Genomic DNA, 15,569 nt, shown 5'->3' with positions numbered 1-15,569 from the left:
TTTTACTAATTTGATTGGCTTTCTAGCATTTCCACATAGTCGATAGCGACACAGAGGGAAATGACTAGGTCTGCATAAGATTCGTCATAAACGGTTACGGTATAGGTAGAGGTTAAATGGAAAAGTTCCTTAGCAATCTCTGCAATTACTTGATCGCGGTCATCTAGCAATTTAAAATTCAAATCCCAGACATTTCCTTCGATACGAAGACCGAGATTGTCAAATTCATACTTATCTCTAAAGAACGTCAACTTCTTGCGGATATAAAAACTATCGCCGTTACTGAGTTGAATTTCAAAACGAGGTAGGAAAGTTAAGACTTCCTTACTAATCTCACTGACCTGTTCACCAGCAACATCATAGATGGTAAAGGTTTTAGGAATCTTAAAAAATGAACCTTCAACCTGATAGGCGACATTGCCCAACTCATCCTTGATATCAAAACGTTCACCACCTAGGCGAAATTTTTGTTTGACAAGAAATGTTCTCATAAACACCTCCAAAAATCAAAAGACAAGCTCATATCACGAAGGGCGAAAAACCGCGGTACCACCTTCATTCAATGAACTTGTCATTCTTTCGTTCTTATGCAATTGTTGGATTGAGTAGCATGATTTTCTATCTTAGATGGCTCGCAGCACCGCCAATTCTCTGAACTAAGATGGAGAGAAAATCAATTCTCAACTTTCTTATTATATCGTTTTTTTAAGTTTGCGTCAACTGGAAAATTAAGCTATATAAATGCACATAATTACTGCCGAAGTAACTCTAGTATTTCATAATTATGTATTCGAGAACATGCAAAATAGCTATCATCTATATCGAAGGTATCCTGTAAGATAAAACCAAAAGTGATCAAGGTACTCTTTGAAAATCTACCAAGTCTCATACAAATTTAGTCTATATCTCCAAATCTTATTCTTTCCCACTCAACTTTGTCTAAATCATGGACAACAGGTTTCTTTATCTCCTCATCCCAAACGATGATATAGTAACCGTCTTTGGTATAGTATTTACCCAATACAATACCCTCTTTTAATTGAACTTTCAACTCAGTATCTAATACACTTTGAGATAGTCCTATATGTGGCTGCTCTTTAATTGGTTCGTTAACATGAAAATTTACACCTATGATAACAAAAATCATAAAAGCTAATGTAGCATAACCCAATATTTTTAATTCCCTCATTTTTTCCTCCATTTTTTTGTTTGATATCTTCTCTGATTAAGGTCTTTGGAATCTTTAAAAATAAACCTTCTACTGATAAGCATTATTACCCAACTCATTCTTGATATCGAAGCGTTCACCACCTAGGAGAACTTTTTGTTTGACAAGAAATGTTCTTATAAGAAACTCAAAAAAACAAATTCATCACACGAAGATCAAAAACTCATGATACCACCTTCATTCAATGAACTTGTCATTCTTTCGTGGTTAGCAATTATTAGATTGGGTAATATGTTTTGCTATCTTAGATGACTCGTAGAACCGTTAATTTTTTAAAATAAGAAAAGGAGAAAATCAATTCTTAACATTTTTAATTTTAGATTGAGTCAACTGTGAAATTAGCTATGTAAACACACAAACGAGATAAGCTACTTACAATTAAAATTTTTTAAATGTACATCATTACTATCGAAGTAGATCTAACATTTCTTGATTCAAAGCCCGATAACAAGTAAGATAGCTATCATCAATATTGAAGGTATCCTGTAAAATAAAGCGCAAAGCATCTATTGTCTGTTGCAATTTTCTAGAATTAACTAGTTTACTATCAATTTCTGACAAGCCATGTGCAACCTTATTTCTCTCACCATTTAAGCTATTTATTAGCTTTATCGACTTAAGTAATTCAGGAGAAACTTCATAATAAGATAGAATATTTTCATAAGACAAGAGATTTAAGGTTGACTGAGGGGAATAGATTCTTTCCTTCTCATCTTTTATACCCTTAGCTTTCTTAAATTCTATGTCAATGAAATCTAAAACAGCTTCAAAATCCTTGTATTCTTCATTTAACTTTGGAAAAGTCCCATCATATTTGATCAATTCTGGATAATCTTTCTTTATCTTTTCCTCGATGATAAATTCAACATAAGACTTTGATTTGATTAAGACATCAGCAACCTGCCCTCTCTCTTTCAAAACTTCAATCATTAAAAAGTAATTAAGAGCTTTTTTCTCAACTTCTGTGAGTGAATATCCCTGAATATCTTTTAAAATCGCTTGAGTTTTAAATACTTTTACAAAATCATTTAATATGTCTCTTAAACGAGCTAATTTCTTTTTAGAAAGTAATTTATTGTATTCTTTTCTAGTAACTAATTCTTCCGCAGCAAGATAATCATAAGAAGAGATTAAATTTCTTAAGTGTCGCTTGATAAGAGACTGATTAAATTTTTCAGCTTCATCTTTGATTGTACGATCTTCGTAATTCTTTTGATTATCCTCGTTCTCATCAAAAAGCTTCTGTTCATCTTCACTTGAAAGTGGTACATACTTCCTATTTGCTGATTTGTTAGGTGTTGCAACCTGTATGGCCTGCGTATTATAATCATTAATTCGATTCAAGGCAAATAAAGCAGAAATAATCTGAGGTGTACCTGAAGATAGATTTAAGATCAATTGATGGTCTGTTCCAGAATATTTTTCGATAATCTGTCCCATCACTTCATACATTTTATCAAAAAGGTAGACCTCATCATTTTTCAATATGATCGGTTCAATAACCACTTCAGGATGATAACTTTCGATTGAAAATAATGCCCTCTCAATAAAATCTCTTTTTATCAACATTTCTTCACTATAAACTAAAACAATCTGTTCGGGTCTGTAAGTTCGAGCAATATGTAATAAAGCTGCATCTCGATTATTGCTTATCGGATCTGTCGTTCCAACTGCTGAAATTAAAATTTCCAAGATATTCTACCTCTCATTATTTCAGTAATTCTAATAATTCCTTATTTAAGTCCTTGTAAAAATTAAAATCTTTCTCAGTGAATTGATACTGTTCCTTGACTAGTCCTTTTAAGGTTTTTAGAACAGGACCTAACTGTTTTAAGTCTTCAGCTTTTATAGAATCTAATCGATGGGCTACTGTATTTCGTGTTTTGTTTATTCTCAAAATCGGTTTGATTTTGTCATACAATATCCACTCTCTTTTTTCTTGAAGGATCTTGCCATAATCCCAAATCCCGATATAATATTTCTCTGAATCGTTCGCGTAATTATCCAGAAATCCTGGATAACGATTTTCGATATAGTCATCTAAGATAAACTCTGTAAGGTTTTTAATTCTAATCAGACCTTCACTAAAATTCCCACGTTCTTTTTGTAAATCAATGGTCAAATAGGCATTTAGTACTTTTTTCTGTTCTTCACTCCATTTTTTCTTTTGGAGGAGTTGAGGTATATCTTGCCTGTCTAATGAATCCACAATATCTTGTAACTTTTTGCGACAGTCTTTCAAACCAGGGAAGTCAGGCAATTGATTTGATAGCTCTAAACTAGCTTTATAATCATATTTCTTAATAAAATCACGAATTGTTTTCTTCATCAAAGCGTGTAAGAATTTTTCAGACTCATCCTCTAGAGTACGATCTACAAAATCTTCAACATTGTCTTCATTTGTATCAATGAGAATATCTATATCTTCAACATTGTCGTGAGGCACGTTCTCATTTGAATCATTTACGGGAGTTGGAACTTGTATAGCTTTAACGTTTATTTCACTGAGTCTATTAATTATAAAAAGTGCTGCTTTTACTTGTGGTGTTGCGCTTGAAAGATTTAAAAGTAATTCATCATCCTTCGTATAATACTGCTGAATAATTGATTCAAACTGATCATACATTGTATCAAAGACATAAATGTCAGCATTCAAAATAATTGGTTTATGAATAACGATCTCTGGAACATATTCAGGATCGATAGCATGAAGTACTTTTTCAATATTTTCTTTCTTACCAATAGTTCTCTCAGAAAAAATAATAATAATTTTATCTGGGCGGTACTTTCTAGCAATATGAACTAAGGCTCCATCGTGAAAATTTCGTATAGGATCTGTATCTCCTACTGCTGATATTAAAATTCTCATCGACTAATCTCCTTGATTATGAAATTAGCTTTACCCATTTCATAGAAAGACTCATCATTCATTATCAGTTTTCGAGTTGCTTGTGTTGTTTTAACACTTTTCATTGGTGCTTTTGTTAATTTCAACACTCCCTTACCAACCATCTTTGTCTTCATTCGACTATACCGTTTTTGCAAGATTCCATCCGCTTGTTGAAACAAGGTCTTTGTCCAGGCTCCACTTCCAGCTCCCAAATAGATAGGATATTGAAGATTTGGCTGAATCTTATTTTCAGGAAAATCTGATAAGAAAAATTCTTTATATTCTTTGTAAAAAGCTTGCGCTCTCTGTCCTAATTCCTCAATTAGGATTCCAGCTTCCTTAGTGGATGTAGTAATGGTGAAATTGATTCTAGTTAAGGGTACGATTGCTTCTCTGTATAAAGGAAGAGGCTTGGCAGTTAAGGACTTGGCTGAATAATCCCATTTTTGAACTAGAATAATCTGCTCATTGTTAAATGGCTTACTATCACTAACACGAATAGCATTAAACAAGTCATTAAATTCTTGACCCTTTTTGGCACCCCATGGAATCATCTTTTTGTTTTCTTTAGGACTTCTCCCACGAAAATCAACTGCATTCTTATTGTTCCAGTCAGGATTTGTGTTCATTATAATAGTTCGAATAGCTCCCTTTAAGGAACTACCTGGAATATACGGACTCCCAAAAGGGTCTCTAATAAATTTTGCCACTTCATTTATCGTGCCTAATTTGGAATCGCGATTATTTTTTTCAATTTCCAAACCAGTCTCAACAATCCGGTAACCACCGAAATCACGATTAGATATCCGGTTATCATCCAAGAAGGAAATCAAGCGATTATTTCTAGCGTTTGGCTTTGTCTCCTGTAAAAAACGCTCAAACTTCTGATCGAATCCTTTCTCCACCATGCGATTATAAAACTTACCCATATCAGGGAAATAAAAGTATCCATTTTCATAGATAAATTCTCGAGAAGTATATTTTTCACCATTCCCAATATGGATAGGAGCCATGGCTAGGAGACTGAATTGAAAGGTTCTATATTCTGTTTTCATCTTTCTCCCTCCATCTTGAAAAATAGTGGCTTAGCATAGTTTAATACTTCATGCGGGAAATCAAGAGGTCTTACATCTACAATCTGTCCTGTAAAGGTTTCAGAGAAAGTAGATCCAGAAGCAAACTTATATAAATCCTGCTTACGGTAATTTTCATTAGTTTCTGTACTAAAAGCAAAACCACTTGATTTACTTAGTAAATAGGAACCAGTTTCCATAGCATATTCAAGTTCCTTTTCGACTGGTAGAGAAGTAGTCAAGGTCATAACAGGTCCTTGATGGACCTTAGTAAGACGATTTTTAAGAGCATCAGGTATGTCTGTAATGGTTAAATCAAACCGTCCATAACCGCTGGAACGTTTGCCACCAATTCCTGTATACTGCAAGCTGGTCATGAGTTCATTCAAGAGGTTTGATTCGGTAGCAATCACATAGAGAGCAGACTTATCCGCAAATCGAACGGTAGAAACTTGATAAAGATGCCCATCTACATGAGGTTGGTTTTTAGTGATAATATTTGTTACTGCATATTCTGCATCTTCAAAAAGAGTACCATTTACAAAAGAATCAAATTTATCTAAAGGAATAAACTGAAGTTTCTTTGCCATTTTAGCTTGACGTCTTACTTCTTTGACATCCGTTTTTAAATCCGGCTGTTCAAACTTTGGAAATCCTATCGGCTTCGGTAAATATGGACTTGACTGATAAGGAAAGGCATCAGTCAAAACAAATTCATCTTGACCTGCTAATGATACAAATTCCTCCATTTTACCCATTTTTTTTGCCTCAATAGCTAAGGCAGAAAATAATCGGCCAGCTGCAAAAGTCATTTTAGAACTATCAAGCGTACCTGCTCCAAAGTGAGCAGACTGAAAGTTCATAATATACATCTTATAGGTCATACTAGACCTCCGTAGTTAAAAGTTCATTCAATCTACTAACATCATAGTTTCCGAAAACTGTATTTGCTTTAAGATCCTCAAAAACAACTTTACCATATCCACGAGAGCCTGATCCACCTAAATAATCAAGTTCCAGGAGTTTTAATCCGTCAAGAATTACTTTAAAATCTTCTTCCACTTGTTCTTCACTGTCATCTGTGATTTCATAGATTAATTCAAATGCAAAAGCACTCTTACGGATGGCACGTTCAATTTGTCTCGGATTCGCTTCAGCAGTGATACGGTCAATAGTATTTTCAAACTTAACTTCAGTATAGCTCTTGACCCCTAATGAATCTAACTCGTCCTTATTGATTAAGAAAGCATCTCTAAAAATGAGTCGCCCCATTTTATAGCGATTATCTGAACTGTTCCCAAACAGTCGACTTAGAAGTTCGCCATCTTCTCCTGGTTTCTTAGCTAGTCGTTCATTATGAACTTTTGAAAGGAGACTGCGCATCTTCCCTTTGATACTTGAACTAGGAATAATTGGTAAGTTAGTAATAGGATCCTTGATTACAGGAGAATCAGTAGCCCCAATTGCCGCAAAAGCATTGCTTGTCCCAATATGAAGTCCTGTTTCTAAACGAATTTGTGCTGTTACTTGAATTTTTGCAAATGCCATTAATCTTTTCCTCCATAAAATTTGAAATAAGCTACTAGTGCTTCCATATAGCGACAAAAACGTTGGAGACTTTCCTTATTGTTTATTTCTTTTAAAATGTCTAGAATTTCAGCCTTTTTAACCAAGTCTTTAACCGCAGTTTCTCGGCCCGATTGATAAACAAACTGCACTCTCAAATAAGCAATTTTGTCAGCCAAATCCTTGTACTCTCTAACTTTACTCTCATCAAAGAGGGTACTCGTCAAGCTTAGTAGGTTTCTAATTTTGCTAGTTGTTAAAAGAAATGCATCAGGGTTCCTAAAATCTCTAGTGTTTCGATTCAGTGATTTAATGACATTTTCTGCCTTATCTACATAATTATCATCTCTTAAAATTGCCATCTATGAATCCTTTCTAATCTCATAAATATATAGAAGTAAAGCTATCTCTGCTTCCTTACGTTCATTATCGCTACCTGTATACCAAGAAAAGAATAAATCTTTAAACTCTTTAAACCCTTCTTTTTTATCCTTAGAAGTTTGATCTTCTAAACGGGTCAAATAATAGGCTAATCGAGCAATATTCATACGATCGTAGTTGCGAAGAAGCTCAATAAGTCTATATACAAAACTCTTTCCTCGCTCATCTTGAATATTAAAGTAGTAACGAATGCTCTTCAGTTTCCCACTATAGACATTGTCAATAAATTGGTCGAACTTCAAGGTATAGTTTTTGTCAAAAAGAGAAATACTGTCCTTGTCATTATCCTTTGCTTCTCCTTCTAGCTTACCAGTTTCCTCAGCCATCAGGCTAACTGGAGTTTTATCTGGAAAGAGGCCAATCCCTGCTGATAGGGTTAATTTGCCATTTGTCCACTTGATAAAGTTTTGTCGGAGACAAATAGTGAACTCAATAACATCCTGCCAGGATCCGATAGCAAATACATCATCTCCACCGGCATAAATGATCGATAGTTTTTTCTCTTTCGCAAACTGGTTGATATAGACCTTAAAGAAGAGACTCATACTTCTAGAGAAGGTTGCCGAACGTGCCAGAGTATTATATTTGCCACCATCTTGATAGGAGAACCCAGCCATAAAGGCTGCTCCTAGATCATCCACATCTAGTCGAACAACTGCTAATCGCTTAATCCCTTGTCCAGTTTCCCTATCCTGAGATAATTTGGCATACTTATCAATCTCATCATACTTGTAATCTCCGATAAAGACATGGGTTGCTTTTAGGATATCTGTACTATAGCTATTCTTTACATAAACACGAATCCACTCTTCTTTAGCGAGGTCGGATTTGGAAATACCTCTAATATAGGCTCCCGGACCTATCGGTAAGCCTTTTTCTTTTGTGACAATATAATAGTTTTCTTGTATCTCCTTAGCAAAGCGATACATTCCTGCACAGATATGGCAGACCTCTTGATCTTTATACTTGGTAAGCTTTTCGACTGAGTGGCAAATAGCACATTCTTTCTGAGAACTTTTTCCTCCTTGGTTGAGTTCAAGGAGAGTTTTGGCATCGTAACGAGAAATTTTCTTTTGAGAAATCATTCGACTGGTTGTTTGATAGACTTTTCGATAGTCGGCCAGTGTCGTTGTCATATCATTGGCAGAAAATGGACTCCAACCAAATGCTACGTATAAACCTGTCTGGAAATGCTTGATCAGAAACTGATTGAATTCTGCTTCAAAACTAGCCAAGGTTTCTCTAGTTTTTTCGGTGTTTGGAAGGATAAAGTAGGCGTGACCACCACCGACGTAGAGGAGATTAGCCCTTGTCAGCTCTAACTTCTCCAGTAAGCTATCAGCGATATGTTCACCCATAAAATCTAGATACAAGGAACGTGCTTTTAGTTGCTTGGCTGCACCAGCTGTTGCGATATTGTAGATAAAGTCCTGAATCCCTGACAAGTCAAAACTTGCTAATAAAAAGGCCTTCTCCCTATAAAAAGCTTCTAAATCTTGTCCCAGTACCTTCTCATAGTCACGGCAATTCTTGTCTGCTAAATATTCCTCTATGGCTAGGGCAAAAGCTGCTGTCAGACGACTGTAGGTTGCTAGAGAAATATCCGATAAAGCCTTGGTTCTTGTCGAAACAGGTACATAGGGAAGAGTAGACTCAAGGAGATTCAAAAGGGCATCTATTTCAGATTGGCTAAATTCAAATCTCTCAAACTCTTTTTCTAAGGTCTCTACTATCAAGTCATAGTCTGACTGGTCAGACGGCTCACTCGATTCTTTTGCATAGTTTGGCTTCCCATCAAGCTCTAATAGGCGCGCATCAAGATAACGCTGACAAGGGGTATCTGAAAATACATTGAAGATATCCGATTGTTTGCTTAGGAAATTTTCTTTTCCTCCATGAGTATCTGCTACCCCTTTTAGACCTGAAGCAATCTTTGCCGAAACTGACGTGATATAGACCAAACTATCAGGAGCTAAATCCGTCGGCAAATCACTAGAAGTCGCCTTGGCTATCTGCTGGGCTATCTTTTCATTATCCGAAAAGCGTCTAAACCATTCGGACCCAATGGTACCCAGGTCCTTCTCATCATATCTGGAACCTTGAATCACCTTGCCGATAGCATGCAAAAGTGATCCATAAACTAAATCAATCTTTTCTTTCTTCAAGTTCTAAACCTCCCATCCCTAAGCTAGTTTTCATACCGAGACCTGAGTATTCCCCAAATTTTAGAAGCATATTGGCGTATGCTTTCAAGGTATTTGGACCTGTAATTTTAAAGGTCAATTTCCCCCTGAAACCAGGGATTCTTTTACCATGGACTTTAAAATAGCTAGATTCCAATCGATAGCTGGTAATCCTACTATGCTTGACCAAGTAGTCCAGGGTTTCCTCTTCGATTTCCTGACGATTCTCGACCAGACGTGCATACTTCATCATCAAACTCTGAAAGATGAGACGCATGGTCGGAAAGAGCACGTACTCTCCCTGGGAGCGAAATCCTGTCGGAGTTTGAAAATGAATGGTAAAGAGTGACCGATCTTGGTTTTCATTAAAAAACTCAAAGAGTTGTTCCGAACTGAGATCTTGCACGGACAAAGACTCTACCATGAGAGTCGGCAAGTCATGAAGTTCTACTTTCTTGAGCTCCAATAGAACAGGCAAGATCTGCTTGACAGCCTCATCCGTCAGGAGATGAAGGGACCATAGGGACTTGTCCTTTTGATGGATGATTTTTAGTGAGTAGGGGTTGGTCTCCTGCTCATGTAGCCAAGTCACATAGTCTGGTTCTAGCTTTTCCATGAGAAAACCTTGGAATTTTGTCGATAGGTCGCTCGGTGATTGGTCAATCCGCTTAAATGATAGTTCGATGTGTTTCATATGCCTCCTTTATTGATACAATTGCGCTTTTGGTTTCTCAGGAGCGCTTTTTTCATTTACTTTTGGAATCCTTTGACCTTATAAAAATGTCCCCTCTCGAGGTAGATAGGTAACTATACGGGTGACATCAGAGATCTTACCAGCTATTCGCAGGTTTCCGGCCCCTCTCCGAGGTAAATTACTTTCTATACGCTATGTATATTAAAGTGTACTTGAGTTTCTTTCAGATTCCGGCCCCTTTCGAGGTAAATAGGTTTCACTACGATCGTAGAGATTTTGGCTAAGAACGCAGTAAATGCGTTTCCGACTCCTCCCGAGGTAGATAGGTAGATATACGCTGTTCAACGTGCTATCGAATCTGTAACTGGAAACTACGAGTTGAAGGCCCCTCGCGAGGTAGATAGGGAGCTATACCTATTGACATCAGCGATGAAGAACTACCGTTCTAGTTTTCGGCCCCTTACGAGGTTACTTATCCTTCTCTAAGCTTAGGATGCGACTCTTTAATGTTCCTAAACACTGCGAATCTAGCAATTTCTTTACAAAAATATGAAATATAACTATTTCTACCATCATCATTAATTGCCGGCCCCTCGCTAGGTTGATAGGTATCTATACTAAAGCAGATGGTGAGGCAAAAGCCAATAAGATTAAGTTCCCGCCCCCTAACGAGGTAGATAGGGGGCTATTCGAAAATTTTAAACTAAATATTTGTTTTAATAAAAATGTTTCCGCCTCCTCGCGAGGTGGATAGGTATCTATACAGTAATTAGAGAAATTGGATTTCGCACTTTGGCATTGTTTCCGGCCCCTCCCGAGGTAGATAGGGAGCTATACTTCACAGCAGAAGAACGTGCAATCTTGAGCCAACGTGGGTTTCCGTCCCCTCTCGAGGTTGATAGGTAGCTATGCGAACAATGGGCGAGCATATCGCTATATTGGAATTGGGTTTCCGGCCCCTCTCGAGGTAGATAGGTGGCTATACTGAAATTTTACTGAACGGAGCAATCAGCATCATAGTGTTTCCGTCCCCTTTCGAGGTAAATAGTTTTCTATATCAATACAGACGATTTAAAGGCCTTTAATAAGTGTCACCAAAATGGATTTTAGACCATTCTCCAAAGTCTACATCAAACTCAATAGGTTTATTATAGTCTTCATCCCATACTATAATATAGTACCCTTTATCAGTATAGTATTTACCTAACACAATACCATCTTTTAGCTCTACTTTCAAATCATCATTTTTGACTTGTTGTGATTTTTCTATGGTTTTTACCTCTTCGACTTTGCCTTTTGGTGCAAAATTTACCCAAAGTAGCAAGATTGCCATAAAAATTGCAATTGAGTAACCCCATAATTTAAACATTTTCATTCTTTATTATTCCTTCCCATGTTACCTTATTTATAAGAGTTTAGGTTGGGATATGTTACAATCCCAAAGCCCTATATTTAACCCTTTATTATTCCTCTTCTTCCTCATGGTCACAAATACAATTTTCACAGTATAGATAACCATCAACACCTTCATAAGAATCTGTGTCTAGATATGTACAAGAACAATCTTCACAACAGAAAGTCTCATCTATATCAACTAGTTCACCCTTTTCAGTAATTGTGTACCCACAATCAGAGGCACACTCAACTGAACAGAATTTCTCATAATCTTCCGTTTCTACATAATGACCTGATAGGCTACATCATTCATCACAACCTTCACAATAGAAAGCATTATCTCTATCATCCCAATCATCAACATTATCACAATAAATATACTCACCGTCTTCAATCTCTGACTCAGTGATATATCTTTCAAGAATGTTTGAATAAGTACAGTCATTATTACAATAAACCTCATTTACTTTACTATCATCTAATGTTAACGGTGTAAAGTCACCACTAATAAACTTCTTTAATTGTGATTTTCTTAACTTTAATCACTGTATCAGTTAAGGGCTTATCTTTCCTATACCATTCTAAAAATGATTTTATCATCTCTTCAGTAAGTGATACCTCAATCTTTACATGATAGGCGCTTTTATAAGCCTCGATAACTAAGTATAAACTGTTTTCCTGAGTGTTTACATACTCAAGAAAAAGCTTTTTACGCTCTATCTCGGGTATTTACCTTTTTTAGAAATAGCAATATTTTCATCTAGTTTAATGTTTCCGTCCCCTCGCGAGGTAGATAGGTATCTATACTCTTTATCTTAACGGAGAAGTTTATCAATTTACGTTTCCGGCCCCTCGCGAGGTAAATAGGGAGATATACAGACGTACAGGTATCGCAAAGAATACGATGGCAAAACCGAGTTTACAGCTCCTCACGAGGTAGATAGGGATCTATACCTATACTCTAAACCCTGATATGAATGTCATCAGATACGTTGGTTAGTTTCCGGCCCCTTTCGAGGTAAATAGGGTTCTTTACTTTCGAAGAGGTCACAGAATGAAACGATTCATAGCAATCTGGTTTCCGGTCCCTCCCGAGGTAGATAGGTGGCTATACCGAATCTTTCAATACTGAGATTGAAGCTTTGAGATAGTTTCCGGCCCCTTTCGAGGTAAATAGGGTTCTTTACTCTTCTAAACCTATTGTTAAAAGATTCTATGGTCAGTTTCCGGCCCCTTTCGAGGTAGATAGGTAGCTATACAGCAGATTATAGCTTGCAAATTTATTGTGCTTGGTTTCCGGCCCCTCGCGAGGTAGATTGGTAGCTATACTGGGCGAAGAAAAGAGCTAAAACGTTTATGTCTGTGTTTCCGGCCCCTCTCGAGGTAGATAGGTGGCTATACGCTAAAATCAAGGTGAAAAATAGCTCTCATGGTGATGTGTCTCCGGCCCCTCGCGAAGTAAATAGGGTTCTTTACTTTCGAAGAGGTCACAGAATGAAACGATTCATAGCAATCTGGTTTCCGGCCCCTCGCGAGGTAGATAGGTGGCCATACTTGCTTATGGAACAACTTACAAGGAGTTTGTCGAGTTTCCGGCCCCTCCCGAGGTAGATAGGTGTCTATACTAAGGCAAATTGGTGAGCCTCTTGTTTGTGGTACAAGGTTTCCGTCCCCTTTCGAGGTAAATAGGTTTCTATACCCTGACTATGAAGAGCAAGACTATTGGGCTTTTGTTTCCGTCCCCTTTCGAGGTAAATAGGTTTCTATACTTACTGTGTAAGAAGTGCAAGCTTTTCAAGAGCTTTTGTTTCCGGCCCCTTTCGAGGTAAATAGGTTTCTATACAAATTTGACTACAACAATACTGAATTATATACCAGCCGAGTTTCCGGCCCCTTTCGAGGTAAATAGGTTTCTATACCTTGTTTACTAATATACTAATTGATATAGATAATACAGTTTCCGTCCCCTTTCGAGGTAAATAGGTTTCTATACAGGGAATTAAGAGAGTCAAGAAATCCATCAGATTGTTTCCGGCCCCTTTCGAGGTAAATAGGTTTCTATACGTACTGACAAGATTGGTAAGTTCACAATGGCTGAAGGTTTCCGGCCCCTTTCGAGGTAAATAGGTTTCTATACTTAGTAGAAAGCTATTTTAAACTAACTAACTACCAAACAGGTTTCCGGCCCCTTTCGAGGTAAATAGGTTTCTATATCATTACTACTTCATTCAAACCATGGTCAGGTGCTATGGTTTCCGGCCCCTTTCGAGGTAAATAGGTTTCTATAATACAAAAGATGTTTTTGCAATGGTGTTTACAACGTTTCCGGCCCCTTTCGAGGTAAATAGGTTTCTATAGAAAAACAAAAGGAGCAAATATAATGAAAATAACTGTTTCCGGCCCCTTTCGAGGTAAATAGGTTTCTATAAAGGTGTAATAAGATGATTGTTGAAATTAATACATAGTTTCCGGCCCCTTTCGAGGTAAATAGGTTTCTATAGAAAAATAAATAAAATTATACTACTTTATATCATTTAGTTTCCGGCCCCTTTCGAGGTAAATAGGTTTCTATACCCATATCTTGTATACAATCCTATAACAAGCACTAGATATAACCTATTGGAAACTAAAACTAGTATATCATATTTTGAAAGAGTTTTCACATCAAAAGAACAAACAATCATCCTTCTCTACCTCAACTTCATCTGTATTTAAACGCATCGTTTCTTCCCTCCTTCCAACATAAATGATGATATTATCAAGCTGATCAGGATCGTAGAAATCTTCTAACTCTCTTATTAAGGTTTGATAGTTTGACTTCTCCAAATCCACTTCAAAACAAGAACGTTGGACTCGTAGACCAAATCCCTCTAGTAACTTTGCTAGTTTTAAGCGTCTCTTATTACTGACAATATCATAAATAATGATACAAAAGAAACTTTTTTTCTTAGCAAATTCCTTCTCCTCAGAAGATAGATTAAAGTAAAGTCCCATTATATTTCCCCTGTAAAGCAACTGGTATAAAGTTCGGGTTTGAGTTTTTCACAAGCTCGGATAAATCCTTTAATCTGAAGATCTGCCATATATAGAAAAGTATAACGTTTTTTATCTACTTCAACGTACTGATGGATTTCTAACATCCGTTCCCTCATTGCACAGATAAAAACCTTTCTCCCTTCATCTCGCAATAAATAGCCACCCTCTTCATTCTTTTCAAAATGCTCAACTGTTAATTTACCACTAAAGATTAAGTCTAAAATAGTATTATCAACGATGATTGGACGCCACTCCTCCATGAGGTCACTCGCTAAACTTGCATGGTGTTGCTTGCTCTGATGCATAACTCCAAAACCATAACTCAAACCATTCTTTCTTATCAGACCTAGAAAGCAAGAATAGAGCAAAGAGTAACCAAAATTTAGTAGACTATTAAAACAATCCTCAGCAGGCCTACGACTTCGCCCATAAAAACGAAACTCATCCGGTACTAGCAAGCCCAAATAGTAAAAATAAGACTTGGCAATTCTACCTTCATACCCCATCACTTCTGGTATTGACATAGCTTCAGATATCTTTTCTATACTTTCTTCAAAGCGCGAAAAATCTTCATGTGTTAAAATTCCATCTTGATTATAATTTTTAAGTAAGGATAGCTGGTGATTTACCTTGGCAGAAACTATTTTTTTGGATATAGAGAGACAAAAATCCTTATCAAAACAAGCTTTCGTCTGAATAATTTGCTTCTCAAAGTCTTCTTGTCGATAGGAATCCAAGCAAGCCAAAAATTTACCTTCACCAGAAAAATAATAAACATTGATTTGCTTCTTTGCTAAAGCCTTTAGTAATTGTGTGCTTAACTGAGCGTGCCCAAATACTATGACATTCTCAACTAAGTGGATTGAGATTTCTTTAACAATCTCGCGTTGACCATTCTTTATGACAATCATCTGATTACAGAGACTTAAAAAATGATCAGACTTTTGAACAAAAAGGTCACTCATCTCATATACACCTCCTAAATGTATAAAGGATACTATTTTATCATTAAAATTGCTTTTGTCAATACCAAATATTAATTTTTTTAAACAAAAAAAACGAA

13 protein-coding genes and 1 pseudogene are annotated in these 15,569 nt (G+C 36.5%); all 14 read right to left on the bottom strand.

Going from position 1 to position 15,569, the window contains the following annotated elements; translation table 11 throughout:
• Nucleotides 1-5: 5 nt before the first annotated feature.
• A complete protein-coding gene (locus tag O3633_RS08625; RefSeq protein WP_049530882.1) occupies nucleotides 6-491 on the bottom strand; it encodes an LURP-one-related/scramblase family protein in 486 nt (161 codons plus the stop codon).
• Between the two features lie 404 nt (nucleotides 492-895).
• Nucleotides 896-1,189: a hypothetical protein gene (locus O3633_RS08620; protein WP_371621015.1), complete on the bottom strand. Its 294-nt coding sequence runs from the start codon at nucleotides 1,187-1,189 to the stop codon at nucleotides 896-898.
• A gap of 22 nt (nucleotides 1,190-1,211) precedes the next feature.
• Nucleotides 1,212-1,348, bottom strand: a pseudogene (locus O3633_RS08615) (LURP-one-related/scramblase family protein); the annotation flags it as partial.
• Between the two features lie 285 nt (nucleotides 1,349-1,633).
• Nucleotides 1,634-2,920 carry a type III-A CRISPR-associated CARF protein Csm6 gene (csm6, locus tag O3633_RS08610; RefSeq protein WP_371621014.1) on the bottom strand — a complete coding sequence of 429 codons (1,287 nt, stop codon included), beginning with the start codon at nucleotides 2,918-2,920 and terminating at the stop codon, nucleotides 1,634-1,636.
• Between the two features lie 16 nt (nucleotides 2,921-2,936).
• Entirely contained in the window at nucleotides 2,937-4,097 is a 1,161-nt protein-coding gene (gene csm6 / locus O3633_RS08605; RefSeq protein ID WP_371621013.1) for a type III-A CRISPR-associated CARF protein Csm6, read from the bottom strand.
• Nucleotides 4,094-5,173 (bottom strand): type III-A CRISPR-associated RAMP protein Csm5, encoded by a 1,080-nt coding sequence (csm5, locus tag O3633_RS08600; RefSeq protein ID WP_371621012.1) that lies wholly within the window; start codon nucleotides 5,171-5,173, stop codon nucleotides 4,094-4,096. Before csm5 ends, csm6 (O3633_RS08605) begins: the two co-directional genes overlap by 4 nt.
• Nucleotides 5,170-6,075: a type III-A CRISPR-associated RAMP protein Csm4 gene (gene csm4, locus O3633_RS08595; protein ID WP_371621011.1), complete on the bottom strand. Its 906-nt coding sequence runs from the start codon at nucleotides 6,073-6,075 to the stop codon at nucleotides 5,170-5,172. The genes csm5 and csm4 overlap by 4 nt, the downstream gene beginning before the upstream one ends.
• 1 nt (nucleotide 6,076) lies before the next feature.
• On the bottom strand, nucleotides 6,077-6,739 hold the full coding sequence (csm3, locus tag O3633_RS08590) for a type III-A CRISPR-associated RAMP protein Csm3 (protein ID WP_371621010.1): 663 nt from the start codon (nucleotides 6,737-6,739) through the stop codon (nucleotides 6,077-6,079).
• Entirely contained in the window at nucleotides 6,739-7,119 is a 381-nt protein-coding gene (gene csm2, locus O3633_RS08585) for a type III-A CRISPR-associated protein Csm2 (protein WP_371621009.1), read from the bottom strand. Before csm2 ends, csm3 begins: the two co-directional genes overlap by 1 nt.
• Nucleotides 7,120-9,363: a type III-A CRISPR-associated protein Cas10/Csm1 gene (cas10, locus tag O3633_RS08580; protein ID WP_371621008.1), complete on the bottom strand. Its 2,244-nt coding sequence runs from the start codon at nucleotides 9,361-9,363 to the stop codon at nucleotides 7,120-7,122.
• Nucleotides 9,344-10,075, bottom strand: a complete 732-nt coding sequence (cas6, locus tag O3633_RS08575) for a CRISPR-associated endoribonuclease Cas6 (protein WP_371621007.1) — start codon at nucleotides 10,073-10,075, stop codon at nucleotides 9,344-9,346. The genes cas10 and cas6 overlap by 20 nt, the downstream gene beginning before the upstream one ends.
• A gap of 1,081 nt (nucleotides 10,076-11,156) precedes the next feature.
• Nucleotides 11,157-11,450, bottom strand: coding sequence for a hypothetical protein (locus O3633_RS08570; protein ID WP_371621006.1), 294 nt, complete (start codon nucleotides 11,448-11,450; stop codon nucleotides 11,157-11,159).
• Nucleotides 11,451-14,134: 2,684 nt separating this feature from the next.
• On the bottom strand, nucleotides 14,135-14,464 hold the full coding sequence (gene cas2, locus O3633_RS08565) for a CRISPR-associated endonuclease Cas2 (protein ID WP_371621005.1): 330 nt from the start codon (nucleotides 14,462-14,464) through the stop codon (nucleotides 14,135-14,137).
• The coding region (cas1, locus tag O3633_RS08560; protein ID WP_371621004.1) for a CRISPR-associated endonuclease Cas1 at nucleotides 14,464-15,569 on the bottom strand (1,106 nt) is incomplete at its 5' end. The genes cas2 and cas1, both read right to left, overlap by 1 nt.

This window comes from Streptococcus sp. 27098_8_22 (assembly GCF_041432415.1).
GTDB classification, from domain to species: Bacteria; Bacillota; Bacilli; order Lactobacillales; family Streptococcaceae; genus Streptococcus; species Streptococcus pseudopneumoniae_M.
The sequence above is the reverse complement of the archived record's forward strand: the minus strand, read 5'-3'. Positions and strand labels throughout refer to the sequence as shown.

Coding starts and splice junctions, on each gene's coding strand:
- O3633_RS08625 (WP_049530882.1), bottom strand. CDS start 491: ATGAGAACATTTCTTGTCAAACAAAAATTTCGCCTAGGTGGTGAACGT.
- O3633_RS08620 (WP_371621015.1), bottom strand. CDS start 1,189: ATGAGGGAATTAAAAATATTGGGTTATGCTACATTAGCTTTTATGATT.
- csm6 (WP_371621013.1), bottom strand. CDS start 4,097: ATGAGAATTTTAATATCAGCAGTAGGAGATACAGATCCTATACGAAAT.
- csm5 (WP_371621012.1), bottom strand. CDS start 5,173: ATGAAAACAGAATATAGAACCTTTCAATTCAGTCTCCTAGCCATGGCT.
- csm4 (WP_371621011.1), bottom strand. CDS start 6,075: ATGACCTATAAGATGTATATTATGAACTTTCAGTCTGCTCACTTTGGA.
- csm3 (WP_371621010.1), bottom strand. CDS start 6,739: ATGGCATTTGCAAAAATTCAAGTAACAGCACAAATTCGTTTAGAAACA.
- csm2 (WP_371621009.1), bottom strand. CDS start 7,119: ATGGCAATTTTAAGAGATGATAATTATGTAGATAAGGCAGAAAATGTC.
- cas6 (WP_371621007.1), bottom strand. CDS start 10,075: ATGAAACACATCGAACTATCATTTAAGCGGATTGACCAATCACCGAGC.
- O3633_RS08570 (WP_371621006.1), bottom strand. CDS start 11,450: ATGAAAATGTTTAAATTATGGGGTTACTCAATTGCAATTTTTATGGCA.
- cas2 (WP_371621005.1), bottom strand. CDS start 14,464: ATGGGACTTTACTTTAATCTATCTTCTGAGGAGAAGGAATTTGCTAAG.